We start from the raw sequence: 15,765 nt of genomic DNA, 5'->3' as shown, positions 1-15,765 counted from the left end.
TCTCCCATTTGTCTATAAAATTCCCGTTAATTTTCCAAGTAAGCCAATTACAAAGCAGGCTAACATCAACCAATAAATTGCTTTTTTATTCTTCATTAAGGCCCAATAAAAAATAAGCGTGATGATTAATGGTAAAAGACCTGGAAAAATTTGATTAATTAAATCCTGCAAGACAATTTCTTTACCGGCATTGTCCCATTGAGCAGTCAGTTCGATTTTGACAAAATTAACGACCATCGAGCCTGTAACCATCATCCCCACGATGGTCGCTCCTTGAACAAAGTTTTTAATTAAATCTGAATTTTTCATCTTGGCAATTAATTTAACCCCAAATTTATATCCCCAAAATACACCTAGATAACGCGTGGCAACATTTAGAAAAATATTAGGAACGATAAAAATTATTGGTCCCAAAATGTTCCCGTTTAGAGCTAAGCCAGCCCCCACAGCAGCAAAAATTGTCATAAATGTTGCTTTAAAAACAGAGTCGCCAATTCCAGATAAAGGACCCATTAAGGCAGTTTTTGTTGATGAAATCGTTTCGTCTGTAATTGGTTTTCCTAACGCTTTTTGTTCTTCTAAGGCAATTGAAACCCCCATAACGATATTGGTGGTATACGGGTGGCAATTAAAGAATTCATTATGTCGTTGTAGTGCTTTTTGGTACTCGGTTTCGTCTTTATATAATTTTTGCAAAACTGGAATCATGGCATAATCAAAGCCTAAACTGATGTAACGCTCGTAATTGATCGTTGCCATACTGAAAAAAGAACGGGCAAAAACGCGCCATAAATCTTTTTTAGCCAAGAGATTGTGATCTGTTGGCCCTTCTTCTGTTGGTAAATTTTGCGCCGTTTGATTCTCTCCTTTTCTCAATGCCCCAGTCCCCGCTGCAACACCGGCTCCCAATAAGGAAACAGCCAACACATCTAATTTCAAATAGACAGATAAAACAAAACCAATTAAAAAGAACGGCCAAAACTTTTTGAAATCCATCATTTTTAATAGCATGGCCATCCCAATTGCCGGTAAAAGACCAGATGCAATCGTTAAGCCACCTGAAACCCAAACTGGTAAAGCATCATTAATTTGTTTTACAAACTCGCTACCAAATTGAATGGCCATAAAAGAGGCCACGAAAAACACACTAAAGAAAACGAGCACGCCAGCCAAATGTAATTTTTCTAGCGTTTTTGTTTTGCCTTCTTTAATTGCAGAATCAGCCTTATGAACCAAGAAAATATTAATGTTCCAAGCTAACATGATTAAAAATTGCGCTAAAATCCCAATTGGTAGTGCCAAAGAAATACCAAGAGCTGGTGAGCCAGCTTGGATGGCGTAAATCGTACCAATAATACCGGCAATTTGTGCATTAGGTGGCACAGATCCCCCAATTGGTAAAACTCCCATAAACATCAATTCAACACTTGCTCCCACTTGCAGACCAGTTTGTAAGTCACCCATGACTAACCCAATCAATGGACCGGCAAAAATAGGTCGTGAAATCATCCAATAGCCATAACCATAATTTTCTGTAATTAAAATTGCGACAAAAATACTCAACAAGATCCCGCTGAATAAAGTCATTATTCTCCCCCTATGCTAATTAAACTTCCCCGTCAAAATTTTGTATTTCTTAAACTCAAATCACACTACTAAGCTCAATTGATTTGTCTCCAGGCGCTGTTCTTACGTCTAATTTCACACCTGCGTGGGCTAATTCTTTAAAAACGGCAATATCTCTTTCATCAACATATACTGTTTTAGTAATCTCTTTTTTGCCTTCTTTAAAGTACATGCCCCCAACATTGATACTGTCAAAATAAATTCCTGCTTTTACTAACTCATAAATAATTGCCGGATCTTTAATAACCAGAAATGATTTCAAGCCACTATCGTTTGAAAAATATGCAATTCCTTCAGCTACAGTAAGTAATTTAAAGCCTTTTCCTTCTGGTACAGCCATTTCCAGTAACATTTTTTGCATCTCATCATTTGCTGCTTGATCATCAATTACCACAATCTCGTCACAAGGATAAGCAACAGACCATGAATAAGCCACTTGTCCATGAATTAGCCGTTCATCGATTCTTGTTAAATTAATACTCATTCTTTTTTCCTCTTTTCTTTTATAAGTTAAACTCTTGAATCATTGGCGTCGTTTCGAAAATTAAATCGCTTGCATTTTTTTGTACATCTAAACAGCTGGATAAAATCAAAGCCAAATGATACCCCATAATCAATTGACTGCCATTTAATTGTTGCTGTTTACTAACTAATGCTGCTGCTTTTGCTGGTGTCCCTCCTTTTATGTCTGCCAAAAATAAAATTTGAGTGTAATCCTCATTCAATTGCTGACAAAAAGCAGTCAATTTTTCAATATAGTCTGTACTATTTTCTTCTGGTTGTAACGGTACTGCAAAAAGGTTCTCCTGTTTTCCCAAAATCATTTCCGCCGACTGTTGCATACCGGTGCATCCAGCCCCATGGCCTACCAATACAATTGCACGCATTTTATCTTCCTTTCTCATATTTAAATCGATTACATTTTTTAGCGATTTATTTCTTGCTATGCTTGCATCATACAATATCAGAAATTTAGTTTCAATATATTTTTAAAAAATAAATAAATTTAATTTCAAAATATGTTTTATTTACACCGCAAAAAAAAAAGAGCAGAAAATATTCCACTCTTTTTCTAGCACTATTCTAAAGCTTTTCTCGTCGCGCTTTTTCCATTTTACGTAATTTGTGATGCGCTTTTTTGGAACCCCGTGTTAAATCTCGTTTGAATTTTTCTTCGTGAAAATCGTGAAACAAACTTTCAACGTCATAATCAAGGGGATATAGTTTTTCCGCTGCCATTTCCAGATGCAAGCGCCGCAGCGGGACTGAAAAGAATTCGTTATTCGAATACAAAATTCCCTCTTCACCATCTGCTTCATAAAACAATGCGGTCACATTTTCTGGTGCAACGACCCGATCACCTTTTTGAAATTGTGGCAATTTCGCCCGTGATGCATTGTCTTGGCTAATATTTTTGAATTCTCGCTTTTTCCCTCCATATTCTTTTTGCTGCAATAATTGACGACTGCGATCAATCACGTCTTTTTGCAGCTGCATTTTTTCTGCAATCCAAAAGGCGTTACTGCTGCCCACAGCATTCATCAAAAGTTGATATTTAGGCGTTAAGGTTTTCGCATCAAAAGCCATCGCCGCTGTTTTAAAATCTTCATGGGCTAAGGCAAAATCTTTAATTTCGCCATAATGGGTGGTCGCCACTACCAGTGCGCCATTTTGATACATCTGCTCCATAATCGCAATGCCTAGCGCTGCACCTTCATTGGGCTCTGTCCCGCTACCAATTTCATCGAGTAAAACCAAAGTCTGACGTTTGGTGTGGCGTAAAATTTCGGCGATATTTTGCATATGACCCGAAAATGTACTCAAAGCGTTCTCCATATCTTGTTGATCGCCAATATCAATTAAAATCTCTTTGAAAATCGCGATGTTGCTATTGCCATCATGATGAACCAACACGCCAAAAGCTGTTAGTAGACACGTTAATGCCAGCGTTTTTAACACCACCGTTTTTCCCCCTGCATTGGGACCGGTAATAATCAGCCCTCTGGCATCTTTGCCTAATGAAACCGATAATGGTACGGCGTTTTTGCCTAATAAAGGATGGGTGACATTTGATACATGTAAAATTTCTTCATCGTTGACGGCGATTTTCACGCCATCAATACTGCGGGAATATTTGGCCCGGGCAAAAATAATATCTAGTTCCACCACAATTTCTAAACTATAAGAAATTTTATCTTGGGACGCTGCCAATAAGCCGGTCAAATACGCCAAAAGCTGATAAACTTCTGCGACTTCTTCTGCTTGTGCCAAAATTAATTTTTCATTCAGACGGGCAATATTACTAGGTTCCACAAAAACCGTCGTCCCTTTATTGGAGCGTTCAATAATCGTACCGGCAATTTTATTTTGAAACTCTGCTTTGACTGGTAATGTGTACCGCTCGCCTTTTTTCAAAATTAAGCGTTCTTGTAAATATTTTTGCGTGGTACCATTGCGCAAATATTTTTGTAAGGCCGTCTCGATTTCTCCTTCAATTTTTTGCACTTGATTGCGGGCTTTGCGTAATTGGCGGCTACTGTCGCTATTTAAGCGCGTACCGTTGACCATTCCCGTAATTTCTCTGGTAATTTCGGTAAAATCCCCCAGCTGCTGACTGTAAGCAAACAGATTCGGCACTTGATAGGAATTTTTTTGTAATAATTTTTGAATCAGTTGAAAGGAGCGTAAAAAGTCGCTGTATTCTGTTAACTCACTCGGCTCTAAAATTTGCCCCTTTGAAACTTTTTGCGTTAAATGACCGATTTGCGTCAAACCCATCAAAGGAATATGCTGACCAGAAGCTAGAATTGTCATAGCCTCTTGTGTTTCCTCTAACCAATTGCGTACAGTGTGGATTTGTGTGGCAGGATCTCTTTTTAAAATGGTTTCTTTCCCTTTATCACTAATCGCCGTCTGGCTGATTAAAGTTCGAATTTTGGTAAATTCCGTTTCAGTTAATACGTTTTTCATTTGAATTCCTTTCTTGCTTAGACCCTATTCTAAACGCAAAAAAGCCTCGTTAGAATGATGATAGAAAAGCTTTACAAACTTGCTCAGGCTGCAAAAAATAAGAACGGGATTTTTGAAAATTGCTCTTCAAATTTCTCAAGATTTTGACTTATTGTCACTGCGAGTTCGTTGGTAAAGCTAGACACAAAAAAAGACGATAGTTTCCCTATCGTCTTTAAAATCTTGCGCTTACGAATAGGCATCTAGAGCACCACAAATAAACCTTTTGTTTACTTGTTTTTAAATTGCTGATTAGATACCTGTTACACTCACAAATAGCCCTCTTTTTCTTCTAACGAGTTATTGATTACTATTTCAGTATAAAAGAGACCGCCAAAAGTTGCAAGTTGGGAGATAAAAGTTGTCCTTGCTACAATTCAAATAAAAACGCAGGCAAAAAGTGAAAGCAACTTCAGAATTGCCTTTGTTCATAATCGATTATGTTAGTGCCTGTAAAAAGAAAAAACCACCAAAACAAATAACTGCTAATAGGAAAAAACCCAGTAGACCTTTTGTCTTTTTTGAAATGAGCATCTGAATAATTTTAATCACAACACTGATTCCCATAACTAAACAGGAAATAGTAGGTACAATTAACCAATCCGCCACATGAATCCTTCTTTCTTGCGTAATACATATTACGAATTGCGTATATATGACAGCTGTAATAAAAACCATTATAACTCATAAATTAAGGAATTATCTTCCCACATTTACTTTTATAGGCAACAAAAAAACGTCTGTTAATGGCGTAACAGACGTTTTTCAGACCAAAGTAATGACTACGGCATCGTATCTTACTTCGATAAGAATGATTTCTAGTAAAATATACTTGGTTTTTTTCGGGATGTCAATGAAATGCGGGTGAGTTTATGCTGAGAAAAGCCCATAAGATCGGGATTTCTTACTCCTTTTCGATTATTTTTTCTAGGATAAAAAACAACGTTAAAAAAGTTTATTAAACTAAAAAGAAGCCTATTTAGCTTGCCTAGTCCTCTTTAACTGCTAAAAAATTCCGACTAATTTTCTTTAAAAGAACTGAAAATAAAAGACTGGCAAAAATAAAAAAAGAAATAGGCAGACATAAAAGAGTTCCATTACAAAAAATTATCTTTTTAGGAGAAAAAGAGATGGAAAACACAGTTTTGTTATTATAGAAAAACTTTTGTTCCATTAATTCCCTGCTGATAAAAAATAGAGAGGAGAATCAGTTTTCACTGGCTCTCCCCTCTATTTTTAAATCTTTTTTAATCCCGCTTTTGGGGGCTTAATAATACTTTTTATTTGGTTCCACTACTAAATAGCGGTAAGGTTCGTCCCCTTCAGAGTGAGTCTTTACGCTGTCGTCATGACTTAAAGCAGAGTGAATTTGTTTACGTTCAAAAGCTGGCATTGGCTCTAAGAAAACCGGCCGTCCTGTTCGTTTCACTTTTTCTGCTGTCCGTTGTGCTAGCCGTTCTAAAATAGCCTGACGTTTTTGGCGATAATCGCCGACATTGACTACAACCGAAAGTTTATTTTTCGCAACGCGGTGAATGAAAACTTGAGCCAAATACTGTAAAGCATTTAACATTTTACCGTGTTTGCCAATCAGAATCCCTTGTTTTTTCGTGTCCAAATGGAAGATAACCAACCCATTTTCCCGCTCTGTTTTGACTAAGGCAGGTGCATTTAATTCGTTGGTAATATTGGTTAGATAAAGCGCAAGTTGTGTTAAAGCTGCTTCGTCGTCTAAGTCAGATAAAATTTCTGCAGTTGTTGGCGTGATCTCTACAATTGTTTCTTCTGCAGCTGGTACTTCAGCTGTAACGACTGGTGTTTTGTCAGCGGCAACGAGTACGTCTTCAACGGTTTGGCTAACAGCTTCACTAATATCTTCTGCCACCGAAGGCTCAATTGAAACGCGGGCATTTTTTTTCCCCATTCCCAAAAAGCCTTTTTTGCCTTCATCTAAAATCTCAATTACAGCTTCGTCTTTTGAAATTCCTAATGCAGTTAAACCGGCTACTACTGCTTCACCACTGGTTGCTCCTTCATAAATCGGCATCAAGGTAACCCCCTTTTATTTTTTACGTTTTTTCTTATTCGGATTCATCGCACGTTCCAAAGCACGCTCCCGCGCTTTTTCTTGACGAAGTGCTTCTTCACGTTCTTTTCTAATCTTAAATGGATTGTTGATTAATAATGTTTGCACCACTTGGAATGCATTGGAAATTACCCAGTATAATGACAAACCACTGGCAAGTCCTAGCCCCATCATTAAAATCATCAATGGCATTGCAAAGTTCATAATTTTTAAGCTGGCATTTGCTTCTACTTGGCTCATACTTGAAAGATATGTGCTGGCAAAAGTAAATACCGCCGCTAAAATCGGTAAAATCAGATAGGGATCTTTTTCCCCTAAGTTCAACCATAAGAAATGACCTTGAGATAATTCTGGTACCCGTTGAATCGCTTGCCATAACGCCATCAAAATCGGCATTTGCACTAACAGCGGTAAACACCCCGCATAAGGATTGACGTTATTTTCAGCGTAAAGCTTTTGCGTTTCTTCTTTTAATTTTTGCTGCGTTTCCATATCTTTAGCAGCGTATTGAGCTTGCAGCGCTTTGATTTTTGGTTGTAATTCTTGGGTTTTCCGCATACTTTTTGTTTGGAAATGCATCAATGGCATTAAAATAATCCGCACGACTAAAGTAAATAAAATAATCCCAATTCCGGCATTACCAAACGATAACGCTTTAATAGCGCGGGCAAAGTTCCAAACGATGTAACGATCCCAAATTCCAGTACTGTTGGCACTTACTTCTCCGGTGGCACCACAGGCTGACAAGAATACTACCAGTGCCAGCATGCCGCTTAAAAGCAGTGCTTTTTTGACATGTTTCTTTTTCACGAGGCATGATCCCTTCTAACGATTATTTAAATAATTTTTGCGAGTTTTAGTACATGTTTCAAATTTTGCAGCAATTCTTCACTATCTAATTCACTCACAGTTGGTCGAGCGATGATAATAAAATCAAGATTCGGATCAATCTGATCTTTTAGAGTATACAAACTAGCACGGATTTTCCGTTTCACACTATTGCGCATCACAGCATTGCCGACTTTTTTCCCCACCGAAATACCAACACGAAAATGGTCTTGTTCTTTCGGGAGTTTATAGACAACAAAACGGCGATTCGCACAAGAGCTGCCTTGCTCAAATACCCGTTGAAAATCTCGTTCTTTTTTGACACGATAGGCTTTTTTCATGACGTTTCCTTCACTTCTTCTAAAATCATTTGCTCATACCTTTCAATAATACCATAATTCCCCCCTAAACTTTACCCTAAAAAGAAAAGCTTTTCGAACTCGTTTTACTCGTCAGCAATAAGACAGAATTTCAATAAATTGTTTTTCAAATTTCTTGAAATTTTGACTTATTGTCGCAGCGAGTTAGTTCGCAAAGCTGGATCAAAGAAAAGCGAAACAAACTTGTTCAGTACGCTAAAAATAAGCGCAGAATTTTCAGAAATTGTTTTTCAAATTTCTTGAAATTTTGACTTATTTCTTAGCGTGCTAGTTTGTGCAGCTGGATCAAAGAAAAGCTGAAAGCGCTGGGTAACTCTTTGGAAAAATGTCGGAAATTTGGCTGCTGATGTTCTTTATCAGAATCAAATTTTTGAATTTTTCCCGAAGAGTTGGTGCTTGAAGCTGGATCAAAGAAAAGCTTTTCGAACTCGTTTTACTCGTCAGCAATAAGGCAGAATTTCAATAAATTGTTCTTCAAATTTCGCAAGATTTTGGTTTATTGCCGCAGCGAGTTAGTCACTGGGGTCAAATCTAAAACAAAAAAAAGCCACTCCAATTTCACCTGCCAAAACCTCTACCATGATGAGATTTTTTTACGTGATCTTGAAGTGACAACTTTATTTACTATGTTAGCCAACATAAAAAAAATACCACTGGCAACCAGTGGCTTAAGCTGACAATACTTTACGTCCTTTAAGACGGCGGCTAGCTAAGACGCGACGGCCGTTTTTAGTGCTCATACGTTTACGGAAACCGTGAACTTTTTGACGTTTACGTTTGTTTGGTTGGTAAGTTCTTTTCATTTATTTCCACCTCCGAGGTAATTCTCATATCCATCACTACAGACATACTTTGATAGTATAACGACTCCGATTGCTTTTTGTCAACTACAAAATCACGCTAAAACAGTAAAAAAGTTATCCACATTTCTTTATAAGGCCTGTTGATGGTTGTGAATTCACAAAAAATTTTTGAAAGTTAAATTAAAGTTTTGGAAATAATTATCCACACTTTCACACAGCTTAAAAACTTTTCCACAAGCGATTATTTTTCTGTGGATAGACGTTACAAAACGCTGTTACAATCCACTATTTTATCCAAAAGACCTTGTGGAAACTTTTCAAAAACTCAAATTTGTCCACATTTTTTTTAGGCCTGTGGATTATTTTTATACCTGCTGTTAATTCACATTTTCATCTTCTTGTTTATTTGTGGAAAACTTGCTGAAAATAAATTTTTTTCTGCTTTTTGCTCTCTGCCTGTGGAAAACTTCTTTAAAAAGTGATAAATTAGGGATACCTCTTTTTGTCTGCTTCTTTTTAAATTGGCAGCAATCTAGAGTTCGTGAAATTTCACAAAGTGCCGCCAGATCCTCGTAATTTATTACTAGGTGTTTTTTGAGGCGCTCTTTTGCTTTTTAAGCCCGCTTGGGATGTCTTAACTATTATGAATATACGTAAATTAAAACGCAGGCCGTTTTATTGATTGGAAAAAATTAAGGAGGAAACTCATGTCATCATATGAAGCCTTGTGGCAAGAGGTGTTAAACAGCTTAAAAAATGACCTCAGCCCTGCCAGCTTTCAAGTTTGGGCAGAAAGTGCTAGTCCTCTTTCACTAAAAAACGATGAGCTTTTGATCAAAGTCCCAACTAAAGTTCACCGTGATTATTGGGAGAAAAATTTAGCACCACGGGTGTTAGAAAACAGCTATCGCCTTTATGGCAGAGAAATTATGCCGGCTTTTATCACAGAAGATGAAGTGCAAGAAGAAATGCCTCAAGCAAAAGAGGAAAAAGTGGAAGAAAAAGTGGATCGTTCCATTATGTTAAACCCAAAATACACCTTTGACACTTTTGTTATTGGGCAAGGCAACCAGATGGCTCACGCTGCCGCTCAAGTTGTCGCGGAAGAACCCGGTTCAATTTACAACCCGCTTTTCTTTTACGGCGGTGTGGGTTTAGGGAAAACCCACTTGATGCACGCAATTGGGCACGAATTGTTAAAATATCGCCCCAACGCCAAAATTAAATACGTTAGTAGTGAAAACTTCACCAATGACTTTATTACCTCGATTAAAAATCGTACCAGTGAAGAATTTCGCCACGAATACCGCAGTGTCGATTTATTGTTAGTCGACGATATCCAATTTTTGGAAAATAAAGTTGAAACGCAAAACGAATTTTTCTATACCTTTGAAGAGCTTTACAAAAACAACAAACAAATCGTCTTAACCAGTGACCGCTTGCCAAGTGAGATCCCGACTTTGCCGGAACGTTTGGTTTCCCGCTTTGCCTGGGGCTTATCTGTCGATATTACACCGCCAGATTTGGAAACGCGAATTGCGATTTTGCGAAAAAAAGCGGAAGCAGAGCGTTTGGAAATCCCAGATGATACCCTAAGTTATATCGCCGGTCAAATCGACTCCAACATTCGCGAATTAGAGGGTGCACTTTTGCGGGTGCAGGCCTATGCGACGATGAATAATGCGGAAATCAGCACCAGTCTAGCTGCCGAAGCATTGAAATCTTTAAAGAGCAATGGCGGCGTTGCCCAAATTTCCATTTTGCAGATCCAAGAAGAAGTTGCAAAATACTATCACATTTCAATTAAAGACTTAAAAGGAAAAAAACGGGTAAAAAGTATTGTCGTTCCGCGGCAAATCGCCATGTATTTATCCCGGGAGCTGACTGATAACTCTTTACCAAAAATCGGCGCTGAATTTGGCGGCAAAGATCACACGACCGTCATCCACGCCCACGAAAAAATTCAGCAATTATTAGACAATGATCTGACAACCCAAACTGAAGTTTCAGAAATTAAAAATTTATTATTAAAATAAGCATGTGGATAAATTTTGACGTTTTCCATTTTTTATCCACAAGTTATACACAGTGGAAAACTCTTCCTGCGTCTTAGGTTTTGACACTTATCCACTGCTTCAACAGGCCCTACTACTACTACTATCTTTTTACTCTTAAATATAAAGGCATCCGCCTTCTTTTAACTTTGAAAAAAATGCTATAATCAGCATGAGTCATTTTTAGTTTTTAGCCGTAGTAAGCTAGGGCAAATTATTAAAAAAAGTAAAACAACATCAGCTACATTTTTCTAATTGCAATTATTTGTAAAAAGCGAAATATTTAAGTTTTGCAGTTTGTGGTGTTTAAACCTATTTTCCACCTGATAAAAAATTGTTACACATTAAAAAGATTGGAGTGCCATCTATGAAAGTCACAATGAATCGTTCTGCCTTTATGCAGGAATTACAAACTGTCCAACGGGCGATTTCTTCTAAAACTACTATCCCAATTTTAACGGGGGTAAAAATTGTTTTAACAGAACGCGGTTTAACCTTAACTGGGAGCAATGCCGATATTTCCATCGAGACATTTTTAGCCGTTGACAATGAAAAAGCGCAAATGCTGGTGGAATCAGCTGGTTCTATCGTGTTACAGGCACGCTTTTTTAGCGAAATTATCCGCCGCTTGCCAGAAGATACTTTCACGATGGAAGTTGTGGAAAATGAACAAGTTGCCATCACTTCTGGAAAAGCTAACTTTATGGTAAATGGCTTGGATGCAGATAACTACCCACATTTGCCAGTGGTAGAAAGTCGCGATCAATTAAAATTATCTGCACAAACCTTAAATCAATTAATTAGTGAAACTGTTTTTGCTGTTTCTGCCCATGAAAGTCGCCCAATTTTAACTGGGGTTCACTTTGTGTTAGAAAACAAGCAACTATTGGCAGTCGCAACCGACTCACACCGCTTGAGCCAACGGGTTATACCTTTGGAACAAGAAGCAGAGGATTTCAATATCGTTGTTCCCGGCAAGAGTTTGATTGAATTATCTCGTTCTTTAGCAGATGATGAAGAAGAAATTGCGATTAGCATTATGGAAAATCAAGTCTTGTTCCAAACTGAAAATATGCTGTTTTATTCTCGCTTACTGGAAGGAAATTACCCTGATACCAATCGGTTAATTCCAAGTCAATTCAATACTGAAATCGAATTTAGCGTGCCGAATTTCTTAGCGGCAATTGAACGGGCCTCTTTGCTTTCTCATGAAGGTCGGAACAATATTGTGCGCCTTTCAATTAAAGAAGATGCCGTGATGCTTTACGGTAATTCTCCTGAAGTCGGAAAAGTAGAAGAAGCATTAAATTATGAAAAAGTTAGTGGCGATCCGTTGGAAATTTCCTTCAATCCTGACTACATGAAAGCGGCATTGCGAGCTTTTGGCGATATGAGTATTACCATTCGCTTTATTTCAGCTATTCGTCCTTTCACATTGGAACCTACAGCTGGCCAAGCCAACTTTATCCAATTGATTACCCCAGTGCGAACCAATTAATTGCTAAAAATTAAATTTTGAAACGATAAACTGCCAAAAAGTCCTCTCCTTAGTAAAAATAAAGTTTATTTTTGCTAAGAAGGGGAAATTTATTTGGCAGTTTTTTTGTTATGGAAAAATTTGAGAAACAATTTCTGAAAATTCTGCGCTTATTTTTAGCGGGCTATGCAAGTTTGTTTCGCTTTTCTTTGGATCTAGCAGTGCGAACTAACTCGCGGCGACAATAAGTCAAAATTTCAAGAAATTTGGAAAATAATTTAGCAAGATTTCATTTTATTGCTTGCGAGCTAAACGAGTTCCGATAACTTTTCTTTAGATCCAGCTTCAAGCACCAACTCTTCGGGAAAAATTCAAAAATTTGATTCTGATAAAGAACATCAGCATCCAAATTTCCGACATTTTTCCAAAGAGTTACCCAGCGCTTTCAGCTTTTCTGTCTGAAAAGGCTTGCAAATTGTTTTTTACTGTGCTAGATTATGTCTAAGGATTGTTACTGTTTGGCAGGCAAAACCGGAATTTACCGCAAGTATCAAGGGGGAAATTCTAGGTTTTTTTATTTTGTCTGGAAATGAAGCAGACGCAGGGAGTGGGAAGCGTGGTAATTGAAAAAATTCTAAATAACAACATCGTCATGTCCCGCAATGAAGCTGGTGAAGAGGTCATTTATATGGGACGCGGTCTGGCTTTTGGTAGAAAAGTCGGGGATGTGATTGACGCTGGTGTGATTGAAAAAGAATTTATTTTGAAAGATTCGCTAACTTCTGGTCAATTTCAACAATTGTTTGCTGATATTCCATTAGAGGAAGTAGATTTAGTCAAGCAGATCGTCGACAATGCAGAGGAAAAATTGCAGCAAGAATTGTCGTCAAATATTTATCTGACGCTAACCGATCATATTCACTACGCATTGGAGCGTTGCAAAGAAGGAATTGAAATTCCCAATCCGCTTTTATTTGAAACCCGCAAATTTTATCCTAAAGAATTTGCCTTAGCCCAAGATGCGATCACTTTAATTAACGAAAAACTGCACGTGACTCTGCCGGAGTCAGAGGCGGGTTTTATCGCTTTTCACATCGTCAATAGTGAACAGCTGAATGCCGACGGCTCGATGCAACAAACGATGCAGGCAACAGAAATTGTGCGGGATATATTGCAGATTATCAGTCGTTTTTATGGTGTGGTTTTCCGCCAAGATTCCCTAAGTTATCAGCGGATCGTCACCCATTTACAATATTTTGCCCAGCGCTATTTAAAAGATGAATTAAAAGAAGAGCCCGATGAATTTCTTTTTGCTTTAATTCAGTCTAAATACCCGAAAGCTTTTCAAACGGTGCAGCGTATCAATGATTATTTAGTTAAAACGTATCAAAAACCCCTGGGAGAATCTGAGATGATTTATTTGACGATTCACATTCAGCGGGTGGTTTCAGAGGAATAAACATTCAATCAATAACGGATTGTTACTGTACGGCAGGCAAAACCCAGATTGAAAAGACAAAGATACCAGATGATTTATTTTATTTGGGATCATGTTTTTTCTATCTGGGTTTTTTATTTTTTTAAAACAAATTGAAAATGACAAGGAGAGAAAAAAATGAGTAGTAATGAAGAAATTGCAAAACGCGTCTTAGAAGCTGTTGGGGGCAAGGAAAATGTGAATAGTGTGGTACATTGTGCCACCCGCTTGCGCTTTAAATTAAAAGATGAAGGCGTTGCGGACACGCAGCGTTTAAGTCAAGATGACGATGTTATTCAAGTGGTACAAAAGGGCGGGCAATATCAAGTCGTTATTGGCAGTCACGTTGGTGATGTTTACCGAGAATTAAACGGTATCGCTGATTTTAATAATGAAAAAGGGGCCGCACAGGAAAAAGGTGGCAATATTTTTGACCGTTTAATTGATATTATTTCTTCTATTTTCACCCCATTTTTAGGAGCAATGGCTGGAGCTGGGGTATTAAAAGGCTTTTTGACTTTGGCTTTGACTTTAAATTGGGTGAGCGATACTTCTGGTGTTTACGTCGTTTTATGGGCGATTGCTGATGGTTTATTTACGTACTTGCCAGTGATGTTGGCTTTTACGGCGGCTAAAAAATTCCGTACCAATGAATTTTTGGCAGCGGCACTAGCAATGGCATTGGTGCATCCTTCCATTACTGCTTTAGCAGGGCAAACGTTAAGTTTTCTAGGTCTGCCGGTTATTATCGGAGCAAGTGCTTATACTTCTTCTGTTATTCCAATTATTTTAGCTGTCTTTTTACAAAGTTATGTTGAAAGATTCTTTAAAAAAGTTATTCCGAGTTTCTTACAAACCATTGTTGTGCCACTGGCTATCTTTTTAGTGATGGCACCCTTAACGTTTATTGCAGTGGGTCCTTTGGGTACGATTTTAGGGAACGCATTAGGTAGCGGTTATGACGCGATTTACAATTTTAGTCCAATTATCGCCGGTGCTGTGATGGGTGGTTTGTGGCAAGTCTTTGTAATGTTCGGGATGCATTGGGGCTTTGTACCGATTATGATGCTGAATTTAAATCAAGTAGGTTTTGACACGATGACACCGATGCTATTACCAGCTGTTTTAGCACAAGGTGGTGCAGCCTTAGCAGTTTTCTTTATGACCAAAAATGTGAAGTTAAAAGGATTGGCATTATCTTCTACCATCACATCATTTTTCGGTATTACAGAACCAACTGTTTACGGGGTTAACTTACCGCTTAAAAAACCTTTTATTGCAGCTTGTATCAGTGGGGCTGTTGGGGGAGCATTTATCGGCTTTTTCCAAGTCAAAAATTACGTTTTTGGTTTAATTAGTTTGCTTAGTTTGCCAGGTTTTATTCCCCAAGACACGAAAGCTATCACAGGTTTAATGATGGCAGCTATTGGTACTGGGATTGCCTTTGTTTTAGGTTTTGTTTTAACGTTTGTCTTGCGTTTTGACGATCAAGTGGAAGTAAAACAACTAGCTGCGGCTGATAAAGCAGATACAGTCACTCCAGTGGCACAAGAATTAGCAAGTGGTCATACGATTATGTTAGCAAGTCCTTTGAATGGTGAAGTTTTACCTTTGACCCAAGTAAAAGATCAAGTTTTTTCTTCTGGTGCACTTGGAAAAGGTGTTGCCATTGAACCAACGGAAGGAAAGTTGTATGCGCCAGCCGACGGAACTGTCACAACACTATTTCCAACTGGGCACGCAGTAGGAATTACCACAGATGAAGGTGCTGAAGTTTTAATGCATATTGGCATGGATACTGTCGAATTAGATGGCAAAGGATTTACGATTAAAGTACAACAAGACGATCAAGTCAAAAAAGGAGATTTATTAGTAGAATTTGATTTAGCTGCAATTAAAGCGGCTGGTTTATCTACGATCACACCGATTGTGATCACCAATACGAATAGCTTTATGGACGTTTTGGATATGGATCAAAAAGAAGTCATTCACGGGGAAGATTTTTTAACTGTGGTAAAATAAAAA

13 protein-coding genes are annotated in these 15,765 nt (G+C 38.0%); 4 read left to right on the top strand and 9 right to left on the bottom strand.

The window, feature by feature from the left end:
- Positions 1-12: 12 nt before the first annotated feature.
- The 9 genes from K4422_RS06315 to rpmH form a co-directional block, all read right to left on the bottom strand.
- Positions 13-1,587: a PTS system mannose/fructose/sorbose family transporter subunit IID gene (locus K4422_RS06315; protein ID WP_230709830.1), complete on the bottom strand. Its 1,575-nt coding sequence runs from the start codon at positions 1,585-1,587 to the stop codon at positions 13-15.
- Positions 1,588-1,642: 55 nt separating this feature from the next.
- Positions 1,643-2,110 (bottom strand): PTS system mannose/fructose/N-acetylgalactosamine-transporter subunit IIB, encoded by a 468-nt coding sequence (locus K4422_RS06310; protein ID WP_230709828.1) that lies wholly within the window; start codon positions 2,108-2,110, stop codon positions 1,643-1,645.
- A gap of 19 nt (positions 2,111-2,129) precedes the next feature.
- Complete coding sequence (locus K4422_RS06305) at positions 2,130-2,513, bottom strand: PTS sugar transporter subunit IIA (protein WP_230709826.1); 384 nt, start codon at positions 2,511-2,513, stop codon at positions 2,130-2,132.
- Positions 2,514-2,709: 196 nt separating this feature from the next.
- On the bottom strand, positions 2,710-4,596 hold the full coding sequence (locus tag K4422_RS06300) for an endonuclease MutS2 (protein WP_230709825.1): 1,887 nt from the start codon (positions 4,594-4,596) through the stop codon (positions 2,710-2,712).
- Between the two features lie 477 nt (positions 4,597-5,073).
- Positions 5,074-5,244, bottom strand: a complete 171-nt coding sequence (locus K4422_RS06295) for a hypothetical protein (protein ID WP_230709823.1) — start codon at positions 5,242-5,244, stop codon at positions 5,074-5,076.
- A 658-nt stretch (positions 5,245-5,902) separates the two neighbouring features.
- Positions 5,903-6,682, bottom strand: coding sequence for an RNA-binding cell elongation regulator Jag/EloR (jag, locus tag K4422_RS06290; RefSeq protein ID WP_230709821.1), 780 nt, complete (start codon positions 6,680-6,682; stop codon positions 5,903-5,905).
- A gap of 15 nt (positions 6,683-6,697) precedes the next feature.
- On the bottom strand, positions 6,698-7,489 hold the full coding sequence (locus K4422_RS06285) for a YidC/Oxa1 family membrane protein insertase (protein WP_206903062.1): 792 nt from the start codon (positions 7,487-7,489) through the stop codon (positions 6,698-6,700).
- Positions 7,490-7,557: 68 nt separating this feature from the next.
- Complete coding sequence (rnpA, locus tag K4422_RS06280; RefSeq protein ID WP_206902928.1) at positions 7,558-7,890, bottom strand: ribonuclease P protein component; 333 nt, start codon at positions 7,888-7,890, stop codon at positions 7,558-7,560.
- Between the two features lie 707 nt (positions 7,891-8,597).
- Entirely contained in the window at positions 8,598-8,732 is a 135-nt protein-coding gene (gene rpmH, locus K4422_RS06275) for a 50S ribosomal protein L34 (RefSeq protein WP_010766794.1), read from the bottom strand.
- Positions 8,733-9,439: 707 nt separating this feature from the next.
- On the opposite strand from rpmH, the gene dnaA reads away from it, so the two are divergent.
- From dnaA to K4422_RS06255, 4 genes are all read left to right on the top strand, one after another.
- A complete protein-coding gene (gene dnaA / locus K4422_RS06270; protein ID WP_206902929.1) occupies positions 9,440-10,768 on the top strand; it encodes a chromosomal replication initiator protein DnaA in 1,329 nt (442 codons plus the stop codon).
- 385 nt (positions 10,769-11,153) lie between these two features.
- Positions 11,154-12,284 carry a DNA polymerase III subunit beta gene (gene dnaN / locus K4422_RS06265; protein WP_206902930.1) on the top strand — a complete coding sequence of 377 codons (1,131 nt, stop codon included), beginning with the start codon at positions 11,154-11,156 and terminating at the stop codon, positions 12,282-12,284.
- A 595-nt stretch (positions 12,285-12,879) separates the two neighbouring features.
- Entirely contained in the window at positions 12,880-13,722 is an 843-nt protein-coding gene (licT, locus tag K4422_RS06260; protein WP_206902931.1) for a BglG family transcription antiterminator LicT, read from the top strand.
- Positions 13,723-13,878: 156 nt separating this feature from the next.
- Positions 13,879-15,762 (top strand): beta-glucoside-specific PTS transporter subunit IIABC, encoded by a 1,884-nt coding sequence (locus K4422_RS06255; protein ID WP_230709819.1) that lies wholly within the window; start codon positions 13,879-13,881, stop codon positions 15,760-15,762.
- Positions 15,763-15,765 lie beyond the last annotated feature (3 nt).

The organism is Enterococcus sp. SMC-9, from assembly GCF_021011285.1.
Classification (GTDB): Bacteria; Bacillota; Bacilli; order Lactobacillales; family Enterococcaceae; genus Enterococcus_C; species Enterococcus_C montenegrensis.
This window is presented reverse-complemented; position numbering and strand designations above follow the sequence as displayed.

Bases quoted from the DNA above. Each gene is read 5' to 3' on its own strand.
- K4422_RS06315 (WP_230709830.1), bottom strand. From the start codon at position 1,587: ATGACTTTATTCAGCGGGATCTTGTTGAGTATTTTTGTCGCAATTTTA.
- K4422_RS06310 (WP_230709828.1), bottom strand. From the start codon at position 2,110: ATGAGTATTAATTTAACAAGAATCGATGAACGGCTAATTCATGGACAA.
- K4422_RS06305 (WP_230709826.1), bottom strand. From the start codon at position 2,513: ATGCGTGCAATTGTATTGGTAGGCCATGGGGCTGGATGCACCGGTATG.
- K4422_RS06300 (WP_230709825.1), bottom strand. From the start codon at position 4,596: ATGAAAAACGTATTAACTGAAACGGAATTTACCAAAATTCGAACTTTA.
- jag (WP_230709821.1), bottom strand. From the start codon at position 6,682: ATGCCGATTTATGAAGGAGCAACCAGTGGTGAAGCAGTAGTAGCCGGT.
- K4422_RS06285 (WP_206903062.1), bottom strand. From the start codon at position 7,489: ATGCTGGCACTGGTAGTATTCTTGTCAGCCTGTGGTGCCACCGGAGAA.
- rnpA (WP_206902928.1), bottom strand. From the start codon at position 7,890: ATGAAAAAAGCCTATCGTGTCAAAAAAGAACGAGATTTTCAACGGGTA.
- rpmH (WP_010766794.1), bottom strand. From the start codon at position 8,732: ATGAAAAGAACTTACCAACCAAACAAACGTAAACGTCAAAAAGTTCAC.
- dnaA (WP_206902929.1), top strand. From the start codon at position 9,440: ATGTCATCATATGAAGCCTTGTGGCAAGAGGTGTTAAACAGCTTAAAA.
- dnaN (WP_206902930.1), top strand. From the start codon at position 11,154: ATGAAAGTCACAATGAATCGTTCTGCCTTTATGCAGGAATTACAAACT.
- K4422_RS06255 (WP_230709819.1), top strand. From the start codon at position 13,879: ATGAGTAGTAATGAAGAAATTGCAAAACGCGTCTTAGAAGCTGTTGGG.